Here is a 22,656-nt window from a genome sequence, read left to right as displayed (position 1 = left end):
TACTTTAGTATTTCATCAGCGAAGTATAGCAAACGCATTTTAGCTTCGCGTTATGTCCAATTCCTTCTAAACATGAGATATCTCTTCATCACTTTAACATTCCTCCTGACCAACTACTTAAAGGCGCAGGAAACAACGAAAGGCCTCATTCTCCCTGATGAGGGATTTGATGTGTGTTGCTATTACATCCCAAATTCTGGACTTACAATTTTTAACCAGCCTAAGGGGACAGTCGCTGGCAAACTAATCCTTGGGGAAGCTGATAATAACAAAGAAATCTATTCTGCTAAGATTCAGATAGACGGTAAGAAGGAGGACTTTGGCTATCCTAACTTTGAAATGGTTGGGTATGAAATCATGGCCATGACATTTCAAGATGCACGTTCTAATTTCGTACAACTACAAAATGGGTATTGGCTAGATGTTGACGAATTAACTTCCAAACAACTTAAGCTAACATCATGGATGGCCTATACTATTGAGAAAGACACGGAATGGTATGCCAACGACCCAGGATTGAATTTGAGAGAAAACCCATCAACTGATTCCAAAATCCTTGCTACACTTAAAGGCGATCTTTGGGGAATTAGACCAACAAACCAGACTAATGGAAATTGGTGTAAAGTCAAAGTAATTCAGTATCGCAAACATCCTTGCTCTGGTGAAGACAATTTGATTATTTCAACTCAAACTGGTTGGGTCAAGCTAATTTCGGACGAACAAACTTCTAACGTCTGGAATTACGGAAAAGGATGTTAAAAAGGACATAACATCACCTATGAATGAATGGGGGTTCATCAGTCAGGAAAGTTAGGCTGTACTTGTAAAGTCAGCCACAATGTGTAAATTTATTAATTGCTGTGGCTGTGTGCAGATGGCAAGCTTAGCAGTTTCTAAGCCCCACTCATCATAGCCAGGCGTTACATGCAATAACTCTATGAAAATATTATTACTGTTTTTTCTTACTTTACCGCTCCAAGCACTTGGACAAGAAGAAGACTGCATCTTTGACCAAGAGACGCAAACAGATGAATTTATTAGAGACATTCAGGAGTTTCAGAATTATGAATGGAACGACTCAACAAAGGAGGCGACAATAATATTAGAGTCCGGGGACACTCTCATTGCTTATCGTGGAGGATGCTATCACTTTGGAATATCAGGCACTTTAAAGACAGCAGACCAAGAACTACGTGAGACATCAAAGGATTATATTTTAGAAAAAGGACTTTGGATGGCTAAAAACCTATTCACTACTTTCAACTTCAACGAACTCCAAAACAAGGTGACAACAGAAGATTATGAGATTATTAGAAGTGATGAGGAAATATTTCACATAGAATTTAACCACGATTATTATTCAGAATACTATTTAAGAGCTGAGCAGTTAGACGGGCAATTAAAAGTTGAGATAGGCTACTATTATGGATAAAACTGACATGTAACATTTGCTAAAATGCATTTGCTGACTGCTTCTAGCAAGGTGATTAGTTAATTCTCCACAAAGCCAAACTTGTGATTTCATTTAGATTTAGGTTAAGCATTTAGCAAGGTTCTGTTGTTTTCTCTTTCAATAATTGTGGTTACGGTTTGGCTTCGCTACTTTAGTATTTCATCAGCGAAGTGTAGCAATCGCATTTTAGCTTCGCGTTGTATTTAATTCCTTTCTTAAGATTAGTCTGCTAGTCAGTTGGCAGAAAGAGGGTATAAAAATCGGATTGATTAGCCTTGAAAAGGCCTAAGTTTTGCGGGCGAGCCGTGGAAGCAGAGTGCTTCTAAACGGTAGAGACCGTTAAAAAACTTAGATTAAAGTTAGCCGATTCTTGCCAGAAAGTCAAGAAATGGAGAGGCTAATGAAAAAGCAATCATTTTTATGAGGGATTGGATTGGACTTTCTACCAGCATGACAACGGATTACATAGCCCTAGCTATATACCATTAGGTCATGCCTCCAACTGACATGGCAGATGAGGCAGGAGGATTTAAGAAAGGAACATCGTATTTTTCAATTACCATTATTTCTACTACTTTAGGAGTAATTAAAAATATACTAAAGACAACATCAGCTATCGAATCATTTAAGAAAGGTCATCAAATCACTAAGATTCCCAATCAAAACGATCGATAGCCTGACGTTGGCATTCATTTTGCCCAGCATAAAAATCTCCACTAAAACCGAGTAATTGAAAAATAATTGAATTTTCTTGTCATATTTTTACAACTCTTGTCACTAAGGTTAATAGAGAACAGGAAAATATAAGATGCAAAAACAAGAAGAAGCACTATTTAATCAGATGCTGGAAGATAATAAGACCAGTATTTACAGAATTTGTCGAATATATGCTGTTTCACCAATTGAACCACAAGATCTTTTCCAAGAAGTCATATTTCAAATTTGGAAGTCATATTCAACATTTAATGGAAAATCCAATATCAGTACTTGGATTTATAAAATTGCGCTAAATGTATGTAGTCGTTCTAAACTACAGTTTGACAGCTTGAATAACAAAACGAGGCGGTTAGAATCCATCCAGTTTGAGGTGTCGGAAACTATTCCAGATGAAATTGAAGAGTTAAGATTCAAGGCATTACGTGAATGTATTTCACTATTGAAGGCAATTGATGGGTCAATTATTATCCTGTATTTAGACAAACTTCCTTATAAGGAAATTGCAGTAATAACGAATTTAACAGAAAATCACGTGGCTATAAAAATGAAAAGAATAAAAAAAATATTATTGGAATGCATAACACCAAAATTAAAATAAGATGGCAACACAGGAACAAGGAGAAACTTGGCAAGACATAAAAGAAATATGGGAAAAATCTTCCCGAGGGGAAAAGATTAATTTTCAGTTTTCAACTTTGATTGAAGAATTGAAAGCTAATACGACTCAATGGGAAAAAGACGCTATCAAATCAGATATGACGAAAATAAGATCATCTTGGAATCGATTTAAAGGAAATGTCAGCCAATGGGAAAAGGATTTAATAGCTAAAGATGTAACTACAATATCTCGCTTATTGAAAAAGTTACTTAAAAAATTTAAAAGGAATAAATAATAAGATTATGAAAAAGATAATGTCGACCATCCTATTTGCTTTGATTACTAACGTATCGTTTTCACAGACTGAAAAACCTACTTATAAGGTCGTGACAGAAGCCATTGTTAAAAACTACAATAGCAATAATTTTGAGGTAATTTTCTCGATGTTTTCAAGTGATATGAAAAAAGCAGTGCCTCAAGATCAAATAAAACCCTTTTTAAACGATTTAAAAAAACAGGTAGGAAACATTTCCAAAACAGAATTTGTAAACTATAAAAATGGAAGTGTGGCGGTTTACAAGACGAATTTTGAACGCGCACTTTATGCATTAAATATTTCGTTAGATGCTAATTCGGATATTAATGGTTTTGCAGTAACGCCTTATGTTGAAGAAACTTCTTCAGAAACTGTGATTAATAATTTATTTATTGAAGCTAATGTTATTACAGAAAACCAATCTGAATTAATATTTGAGAACTCTAAAGCTTTTCCTAATCAAACACAAGTTTCGATAGCTTTTATCAAAAATGGAAAAGTGAGGTATTACGGCATAAAAAAGACCAATGATACTATTTCGACAGTTGAAAATTATAAAAGTATTTTTGAAATCGGTTCTGTCTCTAAGGTTTTTACATCCACACTACTAGCTAATTTTGTTCTGGACGGAAAAATTAAACTGAATAGTCATATCAATGATTATTTAGAAATACCTTTTTATAACGATTTAAAAATAACGTTTAAGGAATTGGCTAATCATACTTCAGGTCTTCCTCGCTTACCTTCAAATTTAGACTTAGAAAAAGTAGATCTTGAAAATCCATATAAAGAATATAAGGAACAAGAATTGCAGGAATATTTGAAAAATAACCTTGAATTATTCAATACAGGCGAATATCAATATTCGAATCTAGGAGTAGGATTAATGGGTTACATCTTAAGTGAAATTGGAAATACTACTTACGAAGACCTCTTACAGGCTAAAATATTTTCCGAATATGAAATGCAAAATTCAACAGCAAATATTAATAAAGTAAAAGGAGATTTAGTTAGTGGAATAAATAATGAAGGAAAAGAGATTCCAAATTGGGAATTTTCAATTTTGGCGGGTGCTGGTGGAATACTATCAACGCCAGAGGACTTATCGAAATTTGTTGTGGCTCAATTTGATACTTCAAACAAAGCATTAGAATTGACCAGGCAGAGAACTTTTAATATAAATGACAATATGGATATCGGTTTAGGATGGCATTTATTAAAATCCCAATCTGAAAACATTTGGTATTGGCATAATGGTGGAACAGGTGGATATTCATCATCAGTCGTTTTTGATAAAAAGACAAAAAACGGTATAATTACTTTATCAAATGTATCAGCATTTAATCCGAATATGGGGAATATTGACAAACTATGTTTTGAATTAATGAAAACATTAGAAAAAGAATAACGAAATGCCAACAATGTGTATAATTCATAAGGAGTTCAAAGGTTTCTGAAAGGTGTTTCCTGCATTTAAGTTGGGTGGTAAATTGATGAGCTTGAAGTCCGCAATCCCTTACGAAATCATACACGGGACGTTGTGGTTAATTAGAGCATATGAAAATCAGGCTGATAGCATTGGTAATTATTGGATTCCTATTCATATTAGCGGAGAGGTGCTATTTTGGCCCGTCAGCCCGTGACCGAAAATTCTCGAACATCGAGTTACCAGAAGAACATGGCTTTAAAATAGCGCCAGAGAATCTTACTGCTGTTCAGACTGACTCCCTCGAGTCAATTCAAGCAAAGGACAGCAAAATTGAAATTATTGGTTCCGGCTACACTGGTTATGACTTCTACATGTGGCATCAACCGACAGAAAAAGGAGAGTTATACATTAAAGCCTTTGAAGTTACTACCAATGAGAGACTCTCTTCAGACGAACTTACCGAGAGGACAATGCATTCCATCAATGAATTTTCATCAAAGTATAAATTGTACAATGGACAATCAGTTATTTATGAGGGGACATTTGAAAAATATTATCCTGCAAGATTTGAGCTCTGGTTCAAATCTTCTGAGAATGGTAAAGAACAAAAACTGACCGAAAAGACATATCTAATTGATGGCTGGGATAGATAAATAAACCACAACATCCTGTCATAAATCATGGCTGTTTGTAGGTTATTGTTCCTTTGGCTCTTCGTAGATAGTCCAGCAATCCGCAGGATTGCCTTATTGGTGAAAAGATAATTTAATAAGCCAATCCTGCGGATTGCCTCGGTAGTTAACGCAAATTTTTATACTTTTAATCAGCCACGAATTTATACAGTGGCGTTGTATGCTATTATCCATGAGAACTACTTTTATCATATTATCCCTATTCATCGCTTTACAGGCGAACTCCCAGAACTACATCCGAACAATAGACAACCTAGACACTTGGGCTGGTCAACTTAAATACGATTATGAACTCCTATCAAGATTTGACAAGTACTGTCGCTCGAACAACTTACTAAATGGTTCACTTGCCATGATTGATGCACGTGGTGCCAACTCTTGGGACTATACAAGAGCAGTTGATCTTAACAATGATGGTCTGCAAGATGTCGTTTTTGATGGTCCAAGTGGCGGAGAGCCTAATATCGTTTACTTTTTCATCCAGACTAACTCTGGATTTGAACAGGTATTTGAGGTCATGCAAGGAATTTCAAAAGTCACTTGGAAGGATGAACTCTTGAGTCAAGTTATAACCTCAGATTGGGGTTGTTGTGCATCCATTCATTTAACACACACTATTTATAACGTCAATTACGACAACCAAAATAGACCAGTCTTTACCAAAGCATTTCAATCAATTGAAGTCAGAGACGAACTAACAAAACCGAAGGAATATTTATCAGACCCAATCCGGTTCACAGTAAATAACCAAGGCTACAAACTCAGATTAGAACCAGCAATTAACGATACAACTGAATATCACTGGCTAGATATTACTGGAAACACTTTCGCAAATCTGAAAGCAGGAACTGTTGGAACTGCCCTTGCTGAACAAACAGATGAGACTGGTCGAATTTGGTGGTATGTGGCTATTAACTTTGACACTAATGTTCAGAACTGCATTTTAAACACTACAGATGAATTTCCAACAAAGGTTATTAGCTGGATTTCAAGTAGATACGTAACCAAGAATGAAGAATAAACAGCATACAACATTCAGTATGAAATCATGGCGGGTCAGTGGCAGACGATACTTTTCTGCTTTCTGGAAGCTCCGCCAAATCTGCCATTTGGCCAGTGTGTTGAACAAAATTTGGTTTGCCAAATCACAGATTTGGCTATCTTGTACTTGAAACTTTAACTATATCAAACCGCCACGATTCATACTGTGGCGTTAGCATCAATTGCTTGAAATAGAATGCGTAGACTATTTGTATTCATACTGACATTATTATTAATAACTCAATTTTCTTGTAACAAGAAGGAGGATAAACAAAATAGCAAAAAAATGCCTCTGCGTTACATAGAAATTAGTCGCCAAGGAGGGCCTATCGACACGATTTACAGTAGGTTAGATTCGATTTCTTTTAAAGACTCTATTTACAGTCTCAGCTATACCGAAATTGATTATGAAGGCGATACTAACCGACAAGTTTATGAACTTCCCATTTCCAATTCGTATAAGACTTTTCTGCATTTAAAAGATACTTCTGAATATCGTCTACAGTACAAAGGATTACGGTACATTAAATACGACCGACAATACACTGTATATAAATATTTGTTAGATGACCCAAATGCCGTAGATGAGGAAATGAACTACTATTTTGTACCAGAATATGGCATTGTCTTAATCCGCTCAAGAGCATGGGGAGGCTATGGCAGACTGGTTAGTAATTCTGAACAAAATGACTTTGATAAAATTTTTTATTTGACAGAAAAAATTGTCGGTGGTTTTCATGAATTTTATATGCCAGAGAATAATTAAAAAGATGCTAACATCACCTATGAATGAATGGGGGTTTATCAGTCAGGAAAGTTTGGCGTTACTTGGAAAGTCAGCCACATTTAGTAAATTTATTAATTGCTGTGGCTGTGAGCGGATGGCAAGCTTTGTAGATTCAAAGCCCCACTCATCATAGCTAGGCGTTGTGTACAATGATTGCACCTCAATTAAGAGTAAAAGATAAACCAATAGAATATGAGATTAAATAGGATTCTTTATCTTATTGCTACACTTCTCTGTATTATATCATGTGACTACAGGACCGCAAGTAAAACACGATTTGAGAGAACTACAAACATAGAATTGTCTGATTCAATTACAGTAATAGAAGACATATTTCAAGAATCAGGTCCGGACTATGGCTTATCATATAAAGTATCTTTGACAAAAAATGAATGCTTGATACTTATTGACGAAGTTCAAAAATCCCCAGATTGGGAACAAGAGGGTAGCGAATTTGAATTCTATAAAACTATTGATGGAATAATTTACAATATCACTTTTTCCTCAAAAGAATGCATAATTACTTACTATGAGGACATGGTATGAAGAGACTGTACACAACATGATATAAAACCCATTTGCTCACCACCTTGTAGCCACTTTTCTGCTAAATAGCCCGTAATTTATGCTTGCTTTTCATAGCGGGCAACCAAAATCGTGCTTTGGGCATTTTTGGAGCCTCAACATTCTAAGCTTTTGCAATTAACAAAGTGTATCAGTTTGCGGAGAAAGCATAAATTACTACTTTCAGTATTTCATAGCCCAGTATAGCAATCGGGTTTTATACAGGCGTTGGGTGTAATTTGGAAAATATACCAATTTTTGGTACTTTCGTTAAAAGAAGAATCAGATGAGTAAAAACACATCCATATCGCTTGGTAATTATTTCGACCAATTTGTTCAGACGCAGGTATCAGCAGGCAGATATAAAAATGTCAGTGAAGTAATCCGAGCTGGACTTCGACTATTAGAAAATGAAGAAAGCAAGGTAATTGCCCTGAAAAGTGCAATACAAGAAGGACTGAATAGTCCGCGAGTTGAAAACTTTGATTTTGATGAAAATCTTGAAAGGTTAAAAGCGGAAAAAAGAAAGAATGGCTAAGGTTATATTGAGACAAGAAGCCATTAATGATTTAAATGACATTTGGGACTACACCTTCAAAAAATGGTCGGAGAAGCAAGCCGACAAATATTATGCGACCATCAAATTGGCTTGTAAAGGAATTGGAGAAAATCCTGAAATCGGAAAAGAATACTTTGGCATAAGCAGAAACTTGCTCGGACTGAAAACTGGAAAACATATCATATTTTATCATTTGATTTCAGAAGATGAAGTTGAAGTGATTAGAATACTTCACGAACGAATGGATTTAAAGAATCGAATAGCAGAATAGAAACTACACCCAACATTCTGTGCTATGAAAAGCCATAAGAGATTCAGCCAACTCTAAAAGCCGGGTTTGCTCTATAAATTTACGATATTTATTTCAAATCACTACTGCCATTGTTGAAACTGTTGATTGTGGGTAAGTTATGGGCAGGGCCCGTGGGATGCCAACTTATCCACTGTCAACGGTTTTGCTCTCTGTCTATGAAATTATAAGGCCATGCTGCTATTTGCGATAAAAGCACTGCTTTTTCGTATTTCCCTGTAATGCCTTATGTAAAGAGGGTCGCATGCTCATAATGCAAATGCTGGAATTCGACATTGCAACGAATGTTTTGCGCTCACCTCTTTCATTAATTGCCTTATAAAGGTTTTAAAATTTGATTACTTATTCCATCACTCCTAATACATATTCTTCTTTATTTTTTAAAACATATCTGATCCGGTTGAGCAGTTTGGCAGCTACCTTTACTATGGCCCGCTTTCCATTTCCCTTAGCTGCATGCTTCTTGTAATACAACAACATGGCCGGGTCTTTTCTTATAGCCTGCCATGAAGCTTCTACTAAGATAGTACGCAGGTAATTATTGCAGCGATAGCTCATTCCTCCCACTCTTTCTGTTTCTCCACTGCTACTGGTAAGGGGGAGCAAGCCCACATAGCTGCTTAATTTGTTGATGTTAGGAAACCTATTAATATCACCTAACTCGCTAATGATGGCAATAGCCGAGAGGGGCCCTATTCCCGGTATAGTTCTTAACAGAAAATAATCTTGTTTATGGTATTTGCGGAAGTATGCTCTAAGCTCTTTGCTTATCTGCCTGACTTGCTGTTTTTGGTAATGATAGTTGGATAGCATAAACCCGAAAGCAGTGCGTGCATTTTCAGTGGAGAATGTAACCTCATCTTCAAGCCATGCCTCATAGGCTTTGCTCCAATTATCATCATCAAGATGTGCCGGCACGCTGATAGTGTTATAGTTCAGAAAAACTTTAATTCGTTGCTTTGCTTTCCGTAAATCCTTCTGCATATTATGCCTCATTCTGGCAAAGCTTCCTAGATCCTGGTCAGCCTCATTAAACACATGAATGCCCCGTAAATCCCCGCTTCTAAGTCCCTTGGCTATTTTCCTACTGTCCACCTTGTCCGTCTTTCCTGCTTTGTCTTTATCAGTGGTAGGTACATCCGCTGGGTGGATAACTACATTGTCAATACCTAATTCCACTAATTGGCGATGATGTCCATACCCACAGAAACCAGCTTCATAGGCACTATAATAGGTTGCACCCGGAAAGTTTTTGTTCAAATTCTTAAATAGCACTTCTGCACTTGGCGGTTGATTAAATGTTCTATGTTCCTGTTCATCTACCAAAATAGTGACCGACCAGCTCTTTTTATGAACATCTATGCCTGCATAAATATTCATTCCTGAAAAATCGTTAACTTTAGTCTTCATAAGTCCTTGCTCCTTTCTATTAAGTTTATGTTGCAAACCCTAATTTAAGAAGTTAGCTGTTAAGGACTTATGTTTTTACATAGGGGCTATAAATCATGGCTGTTAGTTGGTTATTGTTGCTTCAGCTCTTTGTAGATAGCCCGTCAATCCTGCGGATTGCCTCGGTAGTTTACGCAAATTTTTTTTACTTTTAATCAGCCACGAATTTATACAGTGGCGTTGTGTGCCATAAAAAAGAACATGAAAAACTTAGACATAATTATCCCAGGACTATTTATCATTCTATTAAGTCTCTGTACTTATATCTTTTTTGGCAAAATAGGTCCTCTCGTCATTGGAGGAGCAAGTGCAGGAGGTTTTCTTTTATACCTAAAAACAGGATATAAATATCGTTTTGACACATCTAAAGTGATTATCGCTTACTTGTTGACTGCCATATTTTTTATTATTCATGTTTATGAGGAATACATTTTCGGTTTTGAAATTGTTGCCTCTGAACTTAGTGGTCAAGAAGTTTCACAACAAGGATTACTCACATTTGCTGCGTTTTTCGCACCTGTAATGTGGATAACTGGAGCAATATTCATTATTAAAAAATGGGCTTTAGGATGTTACTTTTTAGCTTTTTTCTTCGTAGCTATGACAATTGCCGAACTAACTCATTTTATTTTTCCGTTCATTTTATATGGGGAATGGAGATATACAGCAGGAGTAGCAACAGCAGCATTACCATTAATTCCTGCATGGTATGGGTTGATTGTGACACTTAAAGAAACTAAAAGATTAAGAGATGAATCATAAGAGAAAATCAGCTCTAGTGCTTCTGTCCGGAATACTCACAATACCAATACCTGTTTTCGCCCATACGGATATCAATTCAGATGCAGGAATACTTTCCAACATTATTGCTGTAGGACTAGTAGTTACATCTATAATCATATTTCTCTTGATAAGCAGAAGAAAAGAAAGAAAACGACACACAACAAAAAATAAACGGCATTAAAACGACCGTTTATTCAAACGTTACCTTTCAGAAGCAGTTCTTTACAAAAATTGTAGTCGAAGGATTTATTTTTACTACGAGTTTGTTAACTTCAAAATATGAAACAAGTAGCTCTTAAAAAATACCTTATACAAATAGCGGAAAAATTGACTCCAGAGTCAACACTTGAAGATGTCTATGAACAGCTCTCCCTACTTTCAGATATCGATGAATCTGAACAGCAAGAGAAAAATGGCGAAACTCTAAGTCAGAAGGATGTTCAAACTATGTCTAGGGAATGGTTAAGGTAATCTGGACTAAAAAAGCATTCGGACAATTAGAAAGAGCTATCAAGTACATTCGAGAAGAACAAGGACTTACATTTGCTGAAACAGTCCTGAATAAGATTTTACAGACAACTGAATTATTAGAGAACTCACCGAATATTGGACCTATTGAACCTCTTTTAGCACATAAAAAATCAGAGTACAGATTCCTTGTCGTTTGGAGCTATAAAATAATCTACAGGACAAGTAAAGATAAAGCTATCATATCAAGAGTTTTTCATACCTCAAGAAACCCAAATAAACTAAAGGGAATATAAATCCGAAAAGCTAACATTTGCTAAAAATGCATTTGCTTCTTGCTTCTAGCAAAGTAAGTAGGGAATTCTCGACAAAGCCAAACTTGATATTTCCTTTAGATTTAAGACAAGCAATCAGCTTAGTTTTTCCTTTTTTCTCTGTCAATAATTGTGGTTATGGTTTGGCTTCGTAACTTTAGTGTCTCGTCTGCTAAGTTTAGCAAACGCATTTTAGGCAGGCGATAGCGGTAATTCTGCTTACCATGAAAGACTACTACAAGATTTTACAATTAAATAAAAATGCTTCTGAGATAGATGTTAAAAAGTCATTTAGAAAAAAAGCTTTATTGACTCATCCAGACAAAACAAAGCGGGACTCTAAGCAACAATTTTTAGATATTTACGAAGCATATTCTGTTTTGTCTGACCAGAAGAAAAGAGCAAAATACGATCAATTTTACAAACAGCGTAGAAAGGAAGTAGACCGAAATATGGCTGAACCAGAGCTTGATCTTGTTTCTATTTCTGAACATGGAAAAGCTTATGCGGCAAACTTTCAGAAATTTAACCGTGAATTTCTTTTTATCATTATACTTGAAATCCTTCTTGGTTCAGATCGACTTTTATATGCGGCATTTATTTGTATAATTCTTGGCTTATGGACCGTAATTTCTGGAATCATTGATTTTCGCTTTACATATAGTTTAGTGGGGTTGGGATTAGCTTCTTTCGGTTTGTATCTGGCAATCTTAAAAATCAACAGAATAGATTATTAAATAATCCGCTAACAAGATATAAACCCCATTTGCTCACCATCTTGTAGGCACTTGTTTGCTAAATAGCCCGTAATTTATGCTTACTTTTCATAGCAGGCAATCAAAGATATTGTTTTGGGCAAGTACAGTGCTTAATAATTCTAAACTTTTGCAATTAATGAAGTGTATCAGTTTGCCAAATCGCACGATAGGTCTTAATACCTGCTTAGCGCATGATACTCAAACTACTTCTTTTTCTTTATTAATTTAAGGATTTTATAATAAATGGAAATCTTGGAATAATGATATGGTCACAATCTAAAGGTTGGCAACAATAACGCCCCTTGCAATTGATTCGTATTTGGTGTATATTTACATCAAACTTTAAATTATGGCACGTCAAAGTATTTCATTTACCGAACCGAATGACAAGTGGCTAAAATCCCAAGTCGACAGTCAAGAATATTCAAGCAAAAGCGAATTAGTTAACGACTTAATCCGACAAGCAAGAAACCAACAAAAGCAAATCGATTGGATAAGGACAAAACTGGAGAAAGCTGAAAAAAGTGGTTTTACAAATTCTACTAAAGAGCAGATTTTAGCACAATCTAAGTCCGATCTGAATGGCTGATTACAGACTTAGTAACGAAGCCAAAAATGACCTTATCAGAATACACCAATACGGAGTAAAAAGGTTTGGAGAAGTACAAGCCGACAGCTACTTTAATAATTTTTTTGACTGCTTTGATATGATAGCAAAGAGACCATTTTCATATGAATCAGTAAACTATATAAAGGAAGGCTATAGACGTTGTGTTTGTGAGGTCGACAGCATCTACTTTAGAGTAAAGGACGAGGTTGTTGAGATTATGGCTATCATTGGTCGGCAAGATGTTAATGGCATACTAAAATAAAGTTGCGAACATTATGTAAAAACAATGGCTTTAGCAGTTTCGGGCAATCTTAGCAGTTGCATCCCGCAATTTTTCACAGTCAAAGTAAAAAGACAATTCGAACATATATAGGCATCTCAACCAAGCCATTAGTAGCAAAATAAAAATTGATAACTTCATCACTTAAACAAACAGTAGGCACACGGTTTTTACGCGCGCCCGTTGAGAGCCATATCATTAGCACGAAGATTTGAAATATTTTGCAATAATTATTAGTTTAGCCTATTTTCAAGTAGGCTGGGGACAATCTGTAACAGAATTAAAAAATATCAATCCTGAATTAGGAAAGGAATATGAAATTCTGAATATTCAAACCTCAGAGGATGAAGAACTATTGAGGTTTGTCAATTATGATTCAGTTTCTTTACACAAGAAAAGACTTAAGAAGTTACATTTCTTTGAAGTACAAGATGAAATAGCTTACTTAAAAGCTGCATTAGATACCATTCAAGTCACATTAGGGGTTGACAAGATTCTTCAAGAAATGCCAAAAGAGTGGATAGATATTCACAGATACAGAAACGAATTCTTCTATTATTCACATTCAAATAACATATATCGCCAAAGATTATTTGAGAATGGATACATAAAGCTACAGTATACGGATGGCTTATACTTTGTTAAAGTAGTAGACGCAAAAAAATTAAGAAATAATAAAATACAGTTTGAAACTGTAGCATACGACTATAACGGCAAATTTAGAAGTGGAACTTTGGAAATTGGTGAGGTTGAAGAAAATAGTGAGGTCTACTATTGGAAAGGTAACTATCAAAGAGAGTTTGAGGAGATTTATTTAATGACACCTACTGAAGTAGTGGAAGATTATCCAATTCTCGTAGAATTGTATTGGTCTACTTCTTTTCACGGAGGACCAGGGTTTAAAGGGTTTTCAACGAGGAAATATTTGCAGAAATTTAGAGAAAAATAACGGCTCTCAAACTTCTGTCATAAATTATGGCTGTTGGTAGGTTATTGTTTCTATAGCTCTCGGTAGATAGCCCGGCAATCCACAAGAATGCCTTATTTGTCAATTTAAAATTAATATGCCAATCCTGAGGATTGCCTCGGTAGTTCACTGAAATTTTTATGCTTTTAATCAGTCAGGTTTCATGCTGTAAAAAAGGTTTCCTCAAAAAAAATGAAACAAACAGAGAACAAAATCAGATCAAAGATTGAACAGCTCAGAACTGAAGTAGAAGATTTTGTTAACTTCTTTCAGCAAAGGCTCGATTATGATCAGATGGTCTATGAGCTCTGGAATGCAAATGATATTCTTGGCCATATTACATTTTGGCATGAAAGTTATGCCCCGAAAATTTTTGATTTAGGGAATGAAAATACCCCAAGACCAATAAAAGGACTGCTATCTGAAGTAAATATATTGAGTGTTGAAACGACAAAAAATGTAAGTATACTCAAGTTAATTGAACGGCTGAAAAGTACTCAAATAGTGATTGAGAAATTCATTTTCATCAAGTCCATCAAGCACATCCCCATATAAAAAAGGATCTCGCGATTATTCAGGGGAAAAACACCTTTAAATAGTTTCAAGCCATAAAACCCAAAAAAAGAGACAGCTGAAACCTAATGATGTACTGCCACAACAATATTGTTTGAATACCCTAAGCAGGAAAAAAGAAGCAGGAAGTAGTTCTCGCTTTGCGTTCGAGATCAAAGCTGAATTGATTATTCAGTTTTAAACGATTTTCATTGCATGGTTTGATTTGAACTCAGATCAAAATTTGCAAACATTACTTGTATAGATTTCCCAATACTCAAAATAATAGAATTTGATGTGCAACAAATGTATATATCTATTGGTCCTTAACTACAGGTTTGGCTGCTTTGGGTTTAACTATTTAGGTAATGTTCAAGAGAGTTGAGCTGCTCAAGTAAGTCAAGATAAACAATTTGTATTCATCCAAAGAATTTATCTAAATAATTTGCTTTTTTCAATAAAATATTGTCTAAAACCAATGTTTTTTTAAATATGTTGTTCATTTATGCAACCTGATTCTTAAACAAAACTTTTAAGTGTGTGTACCAACATAAGATGTGTAATGAATCGTACTCTTCCACTTTTCCCCCTGAAGTTAGTGGCATTCCCTTACCAAAGCTTGAATTTGCATGTTTTCGAGCCTCGCTATAAAGAACTGATCAGTGATTGTATTGAGAATAATAGTACATTTGCAATACCGTCTTATGTACGAAATAAAGTAGAATATGGTACTGAGATGGAAATTAATGAAGTCACTAAAAAGTACAGTGATGGAAAATATGATATCAAAACCAGGGGGAAACGAGTTGTGAAAGTGCTCGATATGGAAAATCCATTTCAAAACAAAAAATATGCGATTGGTGCCATTGAAGAAATTCCCAATAAAAGCAATGGTGATTTGATTTTGAAGGAGGAAATATATGAGGCAGTTCAAGAAATGTACGACTTGGTAGAAGTTGATAACAGGACATTGTCAATGGATTTCCAGATTTTCGACATAGCACACCAGATTGGTTTGTCGCAAGATTCGGAATATAAACTTATTCAGATTGTAGAAGAAAGACAGAGACAGCGTTTTGTACTAGATCACTTAAAAGTTTTACTTCCAAAGTTAAGAGACGTTCAAAGAGCTAAAGAGCTCATTCAAATGAACGGTCATTTTAGGAAATATAATCCTCCACAAGAGTTCTAAATCCTCTTGCTGATTGTGTTCGTTCAATCTACCTCTTAACGATTCGGAACACTTGCTTTCTTTTTCGGGAAAAAATCTTTAAAAAATAGATACCCTTTTCTAATGTCTTTAGGTTAAGAACGTAATCTTTATCACTTAAAACTCCGTCCCTTAAAACTATACCGTCCAGCCCTACTAACTGAAAACTGTGAGGATGGACTTCTTTGACTCTAATCCTCAGTTCAGAATTTACAGGATTTGGATAAATCAATATGTCATCTTTCAAGGGATCATGATTGGATGTGATAACCGTCTCCACTCCTTGCACATTTAATTTTTGTTCTTGCAAACCCGATAAATGGGTAATCACACCTTCGATCATCCCTCCTCTTGCAGAGACAGGAGAAAATCGGACATAAATTTTCAGCTCAGGGATATCGCCTCTATTATTGATCGGCAATTGCAAGTCATGAGAATAATTTGAATTCTCTAATAAGCTGATTTGAAAGTTTTCACTTGCCTCAATATTTAGGTTTTCTGCTAAATTTTTCGCTTCAACTATGTAGCTTTTAGCTGTTGAAAATTCGTCCAAATCTACACTTTCGAATTTTAAGCCTTCTTCTGGTACTATTAAGGATAGAACTGTATCTCTTGGAATAATTTCCATATCCTGTTCTAATTCCGGATATAGATAGAATTGGTTATTTCTCTTATGAATGAAACCAGTCATATTGACTTTTCCATACGGAATATCTATTCCAACTAGTGGGTGGTTTGCAGAATTAAGTTTGATACTTATCGTATCTTCCCCTTTCCGTAATTTATACGCAGACATATTAAATTGTCCTTCGCCAATTACAAGTAAGTCTTCAATCTTTACTCTTTGATATTCAACTGATCCGCTTAAACTGTTTATAGTGGAAAGCAAAGGGTAAATCACGGTAGAATCAGATGATAGAATATTTATTTCCTTTTCTGGAATAATCTTTAGCCAACTGCCACGTTTTGAGATAAGCCCTTCTACTTCAACACTATCTCCAAATATTAAAGCCGATGAATTCAAACCCTCAATTGCTACTCCTGCGGTTTGATCTTGAATTATTCTCCTACTTTTAAAATGATTATTGCCTCCAATTACAACCCCCCTAATTTTCACTCTTTCTCCCTGTGGTTTATCTTTTACAGATGCTATAGATGTCAATTTTAGAGTACCTTCTTGACCCTGCACATTCAAATGTAAGGGAGCGACATCTTGGCTATGATGGATAATTTTTCCTTGATAAAATGTCCCACTGCTATCCGATGGAGTAAACCTTATAAAGATTTCAGTTTGATGCAAGCCTATATGATTTAAAATCAAAGAATCTGTAGCATTTTTAAAGTCGGAATTATTAGAAACCTGAAATCCTTGAGGAGCTACAATGAATATAGAATCTTTTAAGTTTTGTGCAGATAGTGAATATGATTGAATTTCAGAAGCTTCAGGATAACTAATCAGGCCAAAATCAGCATCAAAGCTAGTCGTATCAACTACCAATTCTGGTTTGATAAAATTAATCTGAATTTCTTCTGATATTAAACCATCGCTTAATTCAAGAGAAATTTTTCCAGCATTTAAATACTTCAATTCCTCCAAAACTCCCTGTCCACCACTAAGTGCAAGTTGAGTTTGGCCCAAAAAAGCGCTATCATCTTCAACCTCAATAGTGACTGTTCTGTCAGAAACATCTCTATTACCGTTCTCATCCTCAGCACTTAAGATGATGTTAAAATTCTCATTTACGTATACTTCCGCTGGATAAATATTTTTTAATTCTGAAGCTTCCACATTTATAGAATGAAGAGCAGAAAAAATTGATTCTTCGAATTCACTTGCCAACTGAGAGCCATTTGGTTCAACGACCCAGGAAGAATTTTGGGATGGAATATGAAAAGCTAAATTTTGCTCATCTATTACCTGATCTTGTAATTTAATGTTCAGTTGAAGTGTCTTAATGTTACCGTCAGCAATCTCTAATGCCTCTTCTAATTTTATTACGATGGAATCAGAGAAAATAAGATTTTGAGTATGGACGACACCCTCCGTAGACAAATCGAACAATTGCACCTCTTTTATAAAAGCACTGAAATTTGCTTCATTCTTATCAGATTCATGGATGACTATTTGGTTAATGAAAGTAGATAGTTCATCAGAACTACCTCCATCTTCTACCGTGAACTTGAAAACTGGAGTAAATATTTTACTAGCCTCAAATGCATTGATTGTGCTTTCTTTGACTTGCTCTTCAGGCGCTAATACTTTGATATCATGATCAGCATCCGTATTTAAAGTCGAGAAATCAAGTTTATGTAGTTCAGTGGCATTACCAAAGGAATCCTCGGCCATAATAAAAATAGAATATTTGGTATTGGATACTAATCCCTCTACGGTGATATTCACGTTTTCTTTTACATTAGGTAAATCAATTTTTCTGTGTCCTGATTCAATTATCTGTTTATCTGTTTGGGGATTTTTAAGGCTATGCAAGTTCGGTATCGAATCCCCTCTCTCTTTTATTACATAATAAACACCTGATAATTCATTTACTTCAAAATTCAAAGTGATTGATTCGCCCTTAGTTCTTGAAATTGATGGTTCTTTCGTAAATACAGGCGCATAAGCATCATACAATTCTAGATCAGAAGTTACTAATAACTGCACAAGACCATCAGGATTATCCACGACTCCAGACAAATCAACAGGACCTAGAGGAACTTGGGCATTGCCATTGTAATAATTGTTATTTGGCTGGATTTTTACCAAAACGCTATCTATTCCATTTGAAAACTGCAAAACATTAGCATCAAAATCTCCCCAAAATTCAGGCTGAATTAAACATAAGCTGTCAATTTTTACACGTATTCCAATGAGTTCACTGTGGGCACTAAACTCATTGGGTTCAATAGGAATTGCTTCAGGGATAAAACTATCATGATTAAGCAGAGTAACATAATCAGCATTTATGCGAGTAATTCCATTCACTTCTTCCCTAATCCCTGAAATTTTCACCTCATTGCCTATTTCCAAATTCAGAACTTCATTTTCTGAAAAGACAGCTACTCCATTTTCATAAGTATCGCCTTCATCCTTCTGAATGTAAAATTGAGTATTCCCCGCACCGTAATCATTAGAAGAAATAAAGCCAGAAACCACAAATCTTGACCCCTTAGTCCCTTGCCTGACCACAGCAATTGAGTCTAAAACCTCGATAACGCCTATTTGCTTTGATACAATATTATCTCCTATATTCGAAATAAGTTTAGAGCTTGAACTGCCTGATCCAAATTCATGTATTGCTGGGATTTGAAGGGCGAACTGACTGCTATCACTTACCTCAAAACGATTAAACCAAATGGCTAAGTTAAAACCAACAGACTGGCCTGAAGGTATTTCATACTCCTGATTTTCAGGAAATTCAATTTCAATTCTATCTTTGTAAACTGTCACATGAGCTTCATTAACTTTTTCATTCTCTTCTTCCAAAATAACATTCAAAGCATTTTCCCAAGCCAGGGTGTTTTGATGATGAGATCTGAAAACCATCTTTTCAATCAAAGTAGGCTTACTATCTTGAGTAGCCAAATCGGAAATTTCAAAACTAAAAATATCAACCGCCTCAGATTCCTCATCGATTGTTGATAGTAAAGAGGAAACTTCAGGCTGAACCAAATCATTGATTTCTGAATCTTGGTCTAATGAAATCTTAGTTGAGAAATTAGCAGTTACGGGGGAATCTACATTGTAACAGCTATCTTCGTAGGTATATATTGCTAAATGATAAGTCGTTCCATCATTAAGATTACTAATTTCTACAGTATCTCCTTCCCCAGCAAAAACAATTCTATTATCTCCCTCTAACTCATCCGCTGCAGAAAAATCGGCATTAGCCATATAAGTAGTTCCGCTTACTGGTTCAGTATTCACTTCATTTCCTTCCTTAATTAATACTAAAGATTTCAGCCCTTCTGAAGCATTCCAGTTCAATTCAGCTGTGTTTTCTGTGATATCTTCAATATTGATATTGGAAACATTCTCTGTCGGTGACTCGCATCTAAAATGATCTCCTAAAAATGAAAAATTATCCTCCTCAAAAACGATCCATTCAGCATCAAAGGTATTGTTTCCGAATGAAGCCAGATTATTAGGGTTCCCTTCAGTGACAGCAGCCTTTCTTACTAAGGTTTTATCTTGAGTGGCTTCTGCAACACCAGCTACTTCCCATCCATTTGACGGTCGTGCACCTATTTCTCCAATGACATCTATTACATTTCCTTTGTACAATAATGCCAAGGCATCGTCACCATTGAAGAAAGCAATGCTATGGATAATATCGGCAATATTTAAAATTTCATCATCCGCATTTGAATAAGCAATTACAACACTCCCTTGATCAAGTAAAACTGGCTGAATTTCAGAAAGTTGATATTCTGAAGTTATGCTTTCACTTCCATTAGTATATCTTGCAATTGAAAAATCATTCAAATCAATTGTCTCCCCACTATTATTGAATATTTCAAAGGCCTTATTATTGCTACTACCTTCAATGTATTCTGAAAAAAATACAGTATTGATTAATGGAATTATATCAATTTCGGGACTGCTGACAGTTATGCCATTTCCATCGGAAACTTCAATTATAATTGACTCTTCCATATCATGTTCCAGATCTGTCCATTCATAGAAGCCATCACTCATAGCTAAATTGCTTATCCCTACAGTTGAAGAAGTTAAATTCCCATTGCCTGAATTCAAGGACAAACTGATATTCCTTTCACCCAAGTCGGTATTGCCATGAGCATCAACTGCGGTTGCACTTAAATTAAAAGCTTCATTAACCTGAGCACTGGAACCCGTGCTAATTTCTAAATGGGTAGCTTCCACTTCTATACTAAATGGGTGGGAAGTAACAACTTCCGAGATTGGATTTTCGAGCAATGAACCACTTACTTCTGCCTCAAAACCATGATTCCCGGATATTTCAAAACCTATAGTGTCACTATCTATTTGACTGTCATTTAACCAAATAGAGAGTATTAAGCTTTCAGTTGACCCATCTACAATTTCGAACTCATTTCCCGTAAGAGTAAATTCAATATAATCTTGAAAAATCGAAATGTTAGAGGTGACCAAATCAGAAGTACCATCATTCAATTTTGCTCCCTTGATGACCGCTGACCAATCCTCCACATCATTAGCTTCACTTTTCTTAATTACAATTTTCTGTAGATAGGTTGATTTACCATCGGATGTCCCCAAATCTGATATATCAAATTTAAAAACTTCCATAGCTTCGGCTTCTGAATTAGCAAGGGAAGAAATACTATTTGCTGGAATTTGACTGGCAGGTTTGCTTATTTCACTATCATCGTCAAATGAGGTTGTAGTGGTAATCGAGATAGTTTCACTTGCAGTCAAATAGCATTGTTCTGTATTTAAATACTCAAAAATTGCAAAGTGGTATTGCGTTCCTTGAGTTAGTCCCTCTATAATCGTGGAAGTGGCAGTACCATCATAAACCACAAAAATACCTGTTCCTATTTCATCGGCCAATCCACTACTAAGATCATTATCGGCATTATAAGTAGTCCCATTAACAGGACTATCATTTACTGGACTATTTTCTTTAACTAAAATCACAGCAGCCTCGCCATCTCCACTTGACCAATTCAATGTAATTTGATTATCATCTATGTCCTCTGCTGTTGGGACAGAAAAACTGGCTTGAGTTGTTGGAGCTGTACAAGCAGCACCAAAAGTTTGTCCATTATTGAGTTGCCCTTTAGATTCCGAAGCAGGTGATTGCCAAGTGAAGTTTGAATAAGCAGTTCCGCTTCCAGATAACTGTAAAGATTCTCCAATTGGGGTTGAGGTCGTTTCTTCTACTATGACATCTTCAGAAACCATACCATTAGCAGGTCCATCTTCAGCTGTGAAACTGCCTTCATAGCTGATGAATTGAATTAAAGTACCGTCATAATCCAATGAAAATCCATCAGGGGCTCCATTTTGAATTCCTGATATTTCTAAATAATAAATCGTAAAATTATTTTGATTATCTCCTTCTGTGAAAGTATCTAGCGAATATGAACCATCAGATTCTCCATCACTACCATTATAAAGGTGAACATTAAATAAAGCTAAATCAAAAGAGTTAGCATCTTCAATCACTATTTCAACAAACTCGCCTTCATCGCCCCCATCATTATCATAATGGAATTCATTGATCCAGGCATTTTGTGCATCGAGATTAGAAAAAAAGAATAGAAAAAATAGGGAAAGGAGGATAGGTTTTGGTAAAAATGACTTCATTTTGAATACAATAGTTCGAATTCAAAAATGATAATTTACCTTTAAAATTCATAACTTTTCAGGGAAATTCTATATGAATTTATATTAGTCATGTTTAATTCAACACTAGTAAACAAATTTTACTTAAAATCTATCTCTTCAAACTTTTGATATAAAGTCGTTCCACTTTCTCTCTAGCCCATGGTGTTTTCCTTAAAAAGGTAAGGCTAGATTTTATTGAGGGATCATGATTGAAACTATTGATTTTAATTCTGTTTCCTAATTCTTCCCATCCATAAACTTCCACTAAATATTCCAAAATGGCTTTGAGTGTAACACCATGAAGTGGATTGTTGGGTTGTTGCTCTGGCATGTCATTAGTAATTATACTTTTAAAATAGAAAAAGCATCCGACATAAGCCGAATGCTTTTAAAGATTTTAGATAAAACCTGTCCTGTTTTCTTTTGATATAGAAGATAAAATATAAATGTTTTACTACTTTAATTTTT

Annotated in this window: 25 protein-coding genes; 21 read left to right on the top strand and 4 right to left on the bottom strand. The window is 35.3% G+C overall.

What is annotated here, in order from left to right; all coding sequences use genetic code 11:
* From AAC601_RS11930 to AAC601_RS11875, 12 genes are all read left to right on the top strand, one after another.
* Positions 1-759: SH3 domain-containing protein (locus AAC601_RS11930; RefSeq protein ID WP_340153381.1), on the top strand; the 759-nt coding region annotated here is incomplete at its 5' end.
* Between the two features lie 178 nt (positions 760-937).
* Positions 938-1,432, top strand: coding sequence for a hypothetical protein (locus tag AAC601_RS11925; RefSeq protein ID WP_340153380.1), 495 nt, complete (start codon positions 938-940; stop codon positions 1,430-1,432).
* A 513-nt stretch (positions 1,433-1,945) separates the two neighbouring features.
* On the top strand, positions 1,946-2,128 hold the full coding sequence (locus AAC601_RS11920) for a hypothetical protein (RefSeq protein ID WP_340153379.1): 183 nt from the start codon (positions 1,946-1,948) through the stop codon (positions 2,126-2,128).
* A 133-nt stretch (positions 2,129-2,261) separates the two neighbouring features.
* Positions 2,262-2,768, top strand: coding sequence for a sigma-70 family RNA polymerase sigma factor (locus AAC601_RS11915; RefSeq protein WP_340153378.1), 507 nt, complete (start codon positions 2,262-2,264; stop codon positions 2,766-2,768).
* A 1-nt stretch (position 2,769) separates the two neighbouring features.
* On the top strand, positions 2,770-3,063 hold the full coding sequence (locus AAC601_RS11910) for a hypothetical protein (protein ID WP_340153377.1): 294 nt from the start codon (positions 2,770-2,772) through the stop codon (positions 3,061-3,063).
* A gap of 7 nt (positions 3,064-3,070) precedes the next feature.
* On the top strand, positions 3,071-4,492 hold the full coding sequence (locus tag AAC601_RS11905) for a serine hydrolase (protein ID WP_340153376.1): 1,422 nt from the start codon (positions 3,071-3,073) through the stop codon (positions 4,490-4,492).
* A 149-nt stretch (positions 4,493-4,641) separates the two neighbouring features.
* The gene (locus AAC601_RS11900) at positions 4,642-5,166 is read left to right on the top strand and encodes a hypothetical protein (RefSeq protein ID WP_013454088.1); all 525 of its coding nucleotides are present in this window, start codon (positions 4,642-4,644) and stop codon (positions 5,164-5,166) included.
* Between the two features lie 211 nt (positions 5,167-5,377).
* Positions 5,378-6,226 (top strand): hypothetical protein, encoded by an 849-nt coding sequence (locus tag AAC601_RS11895; protein ID WP_340153375.1) that lies wholly within the window; start codon positions 5,378-5,380, stop codon positions 6,224-6,226.
* Between the two features lie 306 nt (positions 6,227-6,532).
* On the top strand, positions 6,533-7,012 hold the full coding sequence (locus tag AAC601_RS11890; protein ID WP_340153374.1) for a hypothetical protein: 480 nt from the start codon (positions 6,533-6,535) through the stop codon (positions 7,010-7,012).
* A 321-nt stretch (positions 7,013-7,333) separates the two neighbouring features.
* Positions 7,334-7,579, top strand: coding sequence for a hypothetical protein (locus AAC601_RS11885; protein ID WP_340153373.1), 246 nt, complete (start codon positions 7,334-7,336; stop codon positions 7,577-7,579).
* A gap of 304 nt (positions 7,580-7,883) precedes the next feature.
* A complete protein-coding gene (locus AAC601_RS11880; protein WP_340153372.1) occupies positions 7,884-8,135 on the top strand; it encodes a type II toxin-antitoxin system ParD family antitoxin in 252 nt (83 codons plus the stop codon).
* The gene (locus AAC601_RS11875) at positions 8,128-8,427 is read left to right on the top strand and encodes a type II toxin-antitoxin system RelE/ParE family toxin (protein ID WP_340153371.1); all 300 of its coding nucleotides are present in this window, start codon (positions 8,128-8,130) and stop codon (positions 8,425-8,427) included. The genes AAC601_RS11880 and AAC601_RS11875 overlap by 8 nt, the downstream gene beginning before the upstream one ends.
* Before the next feature lie 381 nt (positions 8,428-8,808).
* Here AAC601_RS11875 and AAC601_RS11870 read toward each other — a convergent pair whose 3' ends face one another.
* Positions 8,809-9,876: an IS110 family transposase gene (locus AAC601_RS11870; RefSeq protein ID WP_340153370.1), complete on the bottom strand. Its 1,068-nt coding sequence runs from the start codon at positions 9,874-9,876 to the stop codon at positions 8,809-8,811.
* A 240-nt stretch (positions 9,877-10,116) separates the two neighbouring features.
* Between AAC601_RS11870 and AAC601_RS11865 the strand changes: the two genes are divergently transcribed.
* Positions 10,117-10,677 (top strand): HXXEE domain-containing protein, encoded by a 561-nt coding sequence (locus tag AAC601_RS11865; RefSeq protein WP_340153369.1) that lies wholly within the window; start codon positions 10,117-10,119, stop codon positions 10,675-10,677.
* Here the strand turns inward: AAC601_RS11865 and AAC601_RS11860 are convergent.
* Complete coding sequence (locus AAC601_RS11860; RefSeq protein WP_303269738.1) at positions 10,672-10,815, bottom strand: hypothetical protein; 144 nt, start codon at positions 10,813-10,815, stop codon at positions 10,672-10,674. The two genes, AAC601_RS11865 and AAC601_RS11860, sit on opposite strands and share 6 nt — an antisense overlap.
* Positions 10,816-10,977: 162 nt before the next feature.
* On the opposite strand from AAC601_RS11860, the gene AAC601_RS11855 reads away from it, so the two are divergent.
* From AAC601_RS11855 to AAC601_RS11820, 8 genes are all read left to right on the top strand, one after another.
* The gene (locus AAC601_RS11855) at positions 10,978-11,169 is read left to right on the top strand and encodes a hypothetical protein (protein WP_303269739.1); all 192 of its coding nucleotides are present in this window, start codon (positions 10,978-10,980) and stop codon (positions 11,167-11,169) included.
* Entirely contained in the window at positions 11,157-11,462 is a 306-nt protein-coding gene (locus AAC601_RS11850) for a type II toxin-antitoxin system RelE/ParE family toxin (RefSeq protein ID WP_303269740.1), read from the top strand. The genes AAC601_RS11855 and AAC601_RS11850 overlap by 13 nt, the downstream gene beginning before the upstream one ends.
* 242 nt (positions 11,463-11,704) lie before the next feature.
* Positions 11,705-12,217, top strand: coding sequence for a DnaJ domain-containing protein (locus AAC601_RS11845; protein ID WP_303269741.1), 513 nt, complete (start codon positions 11,705-11,707; stop codon positions 12,215-12,217).
* Between the two features lie 370 nt (positions 12,218-12,587).
* Entirely contained in the window at positions 12,588-12,827 is a 240-nt protein-coding gene (locus AAC601_RS11840; RefSeq protein ID WP_303269743.1) for a type II toxin-antitoxin system ParD family antitoxin, read from the top strand.
* On the top strand, positions 12,820-13,110 hold the full coding sequence (locus AAC601_RS11835; RefSeq protein ID WP_340153368.1) for a type II toxin-antitoxin system RelE/ParE family toxin: 291 nt from the start codon (positions 12,820-12,822) through the stop codon (positions 13,108-13,110). Before AAC601_RS11840 ends, AAC601_RS11835 begins: the two co-directional genes overlap by 8 nt.
* A gap of 229 nt (positions 13,111-13,339) precedes the next feature.
* Complete coding sequence (locus tag AAC601_RS11830) at positions 13,340-14,077, top strand: hypothetical protein (protein WP_340153367.1); 738 nt, start codon at positions 13,340-13,342, stop codon at positions 14,075-14,077.
* A 210-nt stretch (positions 14,078-14,287) separates the two neighbouring features.
* A complete protein-coding gene (locus AAC601_RS11825; protein WP_340153366.1) occupies positions 14,288-14,650 on the top strand; it encodes a hypothetical protein in 363 nt (120 codons plus the stop codon).
* A gap of 559 nt (positions 14,651-15,209) precedes the next feature.
* Entirely contained in the window at positions 15,210-15,839 is a 630-nt protein-coding gene (locus tag AAC601_RS11820) for an LON peptidase substrate-binding domain-containing protein (protein ID WP_340153365.1), read from the top strand.
* A 28-nt stretch (positions 15,840-15,867) separates the two neighbouring features.
* On the opposite strand, the gene AAC601_RS11815 is transcribed toward AAC601_RS11820, so the two are convergent.
* Positions 15,868-22,167 carry a lamin tail domain-containing protein gene (locus tag AAC601_RS11815; RefSeq protein ID WP_340153364.1) on the bottom strand — a complete coding sequence of 2,100 codons (6,300 nt, stop codon included), beginning with the start codon at positions 22,165-22,167 and terminating at the stop codon, positions 15,868-15,870.
* Between the two features lie 130 nt (positions 22,168-22,297).
* On the bottom strand, positions 22,298-22,519 hold the full coding sequence (locus AAC601_RS11810; RefSeq protein ID WP_303269751.1) for a VF530 family protein: 222 nt from the start codon (positions 22,517-22,519) through the stop codon (positions 22,298-22,300).
* Between the last annotated feature and the right edge of the window lie 137 nt (positions 22,520-22,656).

It is taken from the genome of uncultured Marivirga sp. (genome assembly GCF_963974845.1).
Taxonomy (GTDB): domain Bacteria; phylum Bacteroidota; class Bacteroidia; order Cytophagales; family Cyclobacteriaceae; genus Marivirga; species Marivirga harenae.
This window is presented reverse-complemented; position numbering and strand designations above follow the sequence as displayed.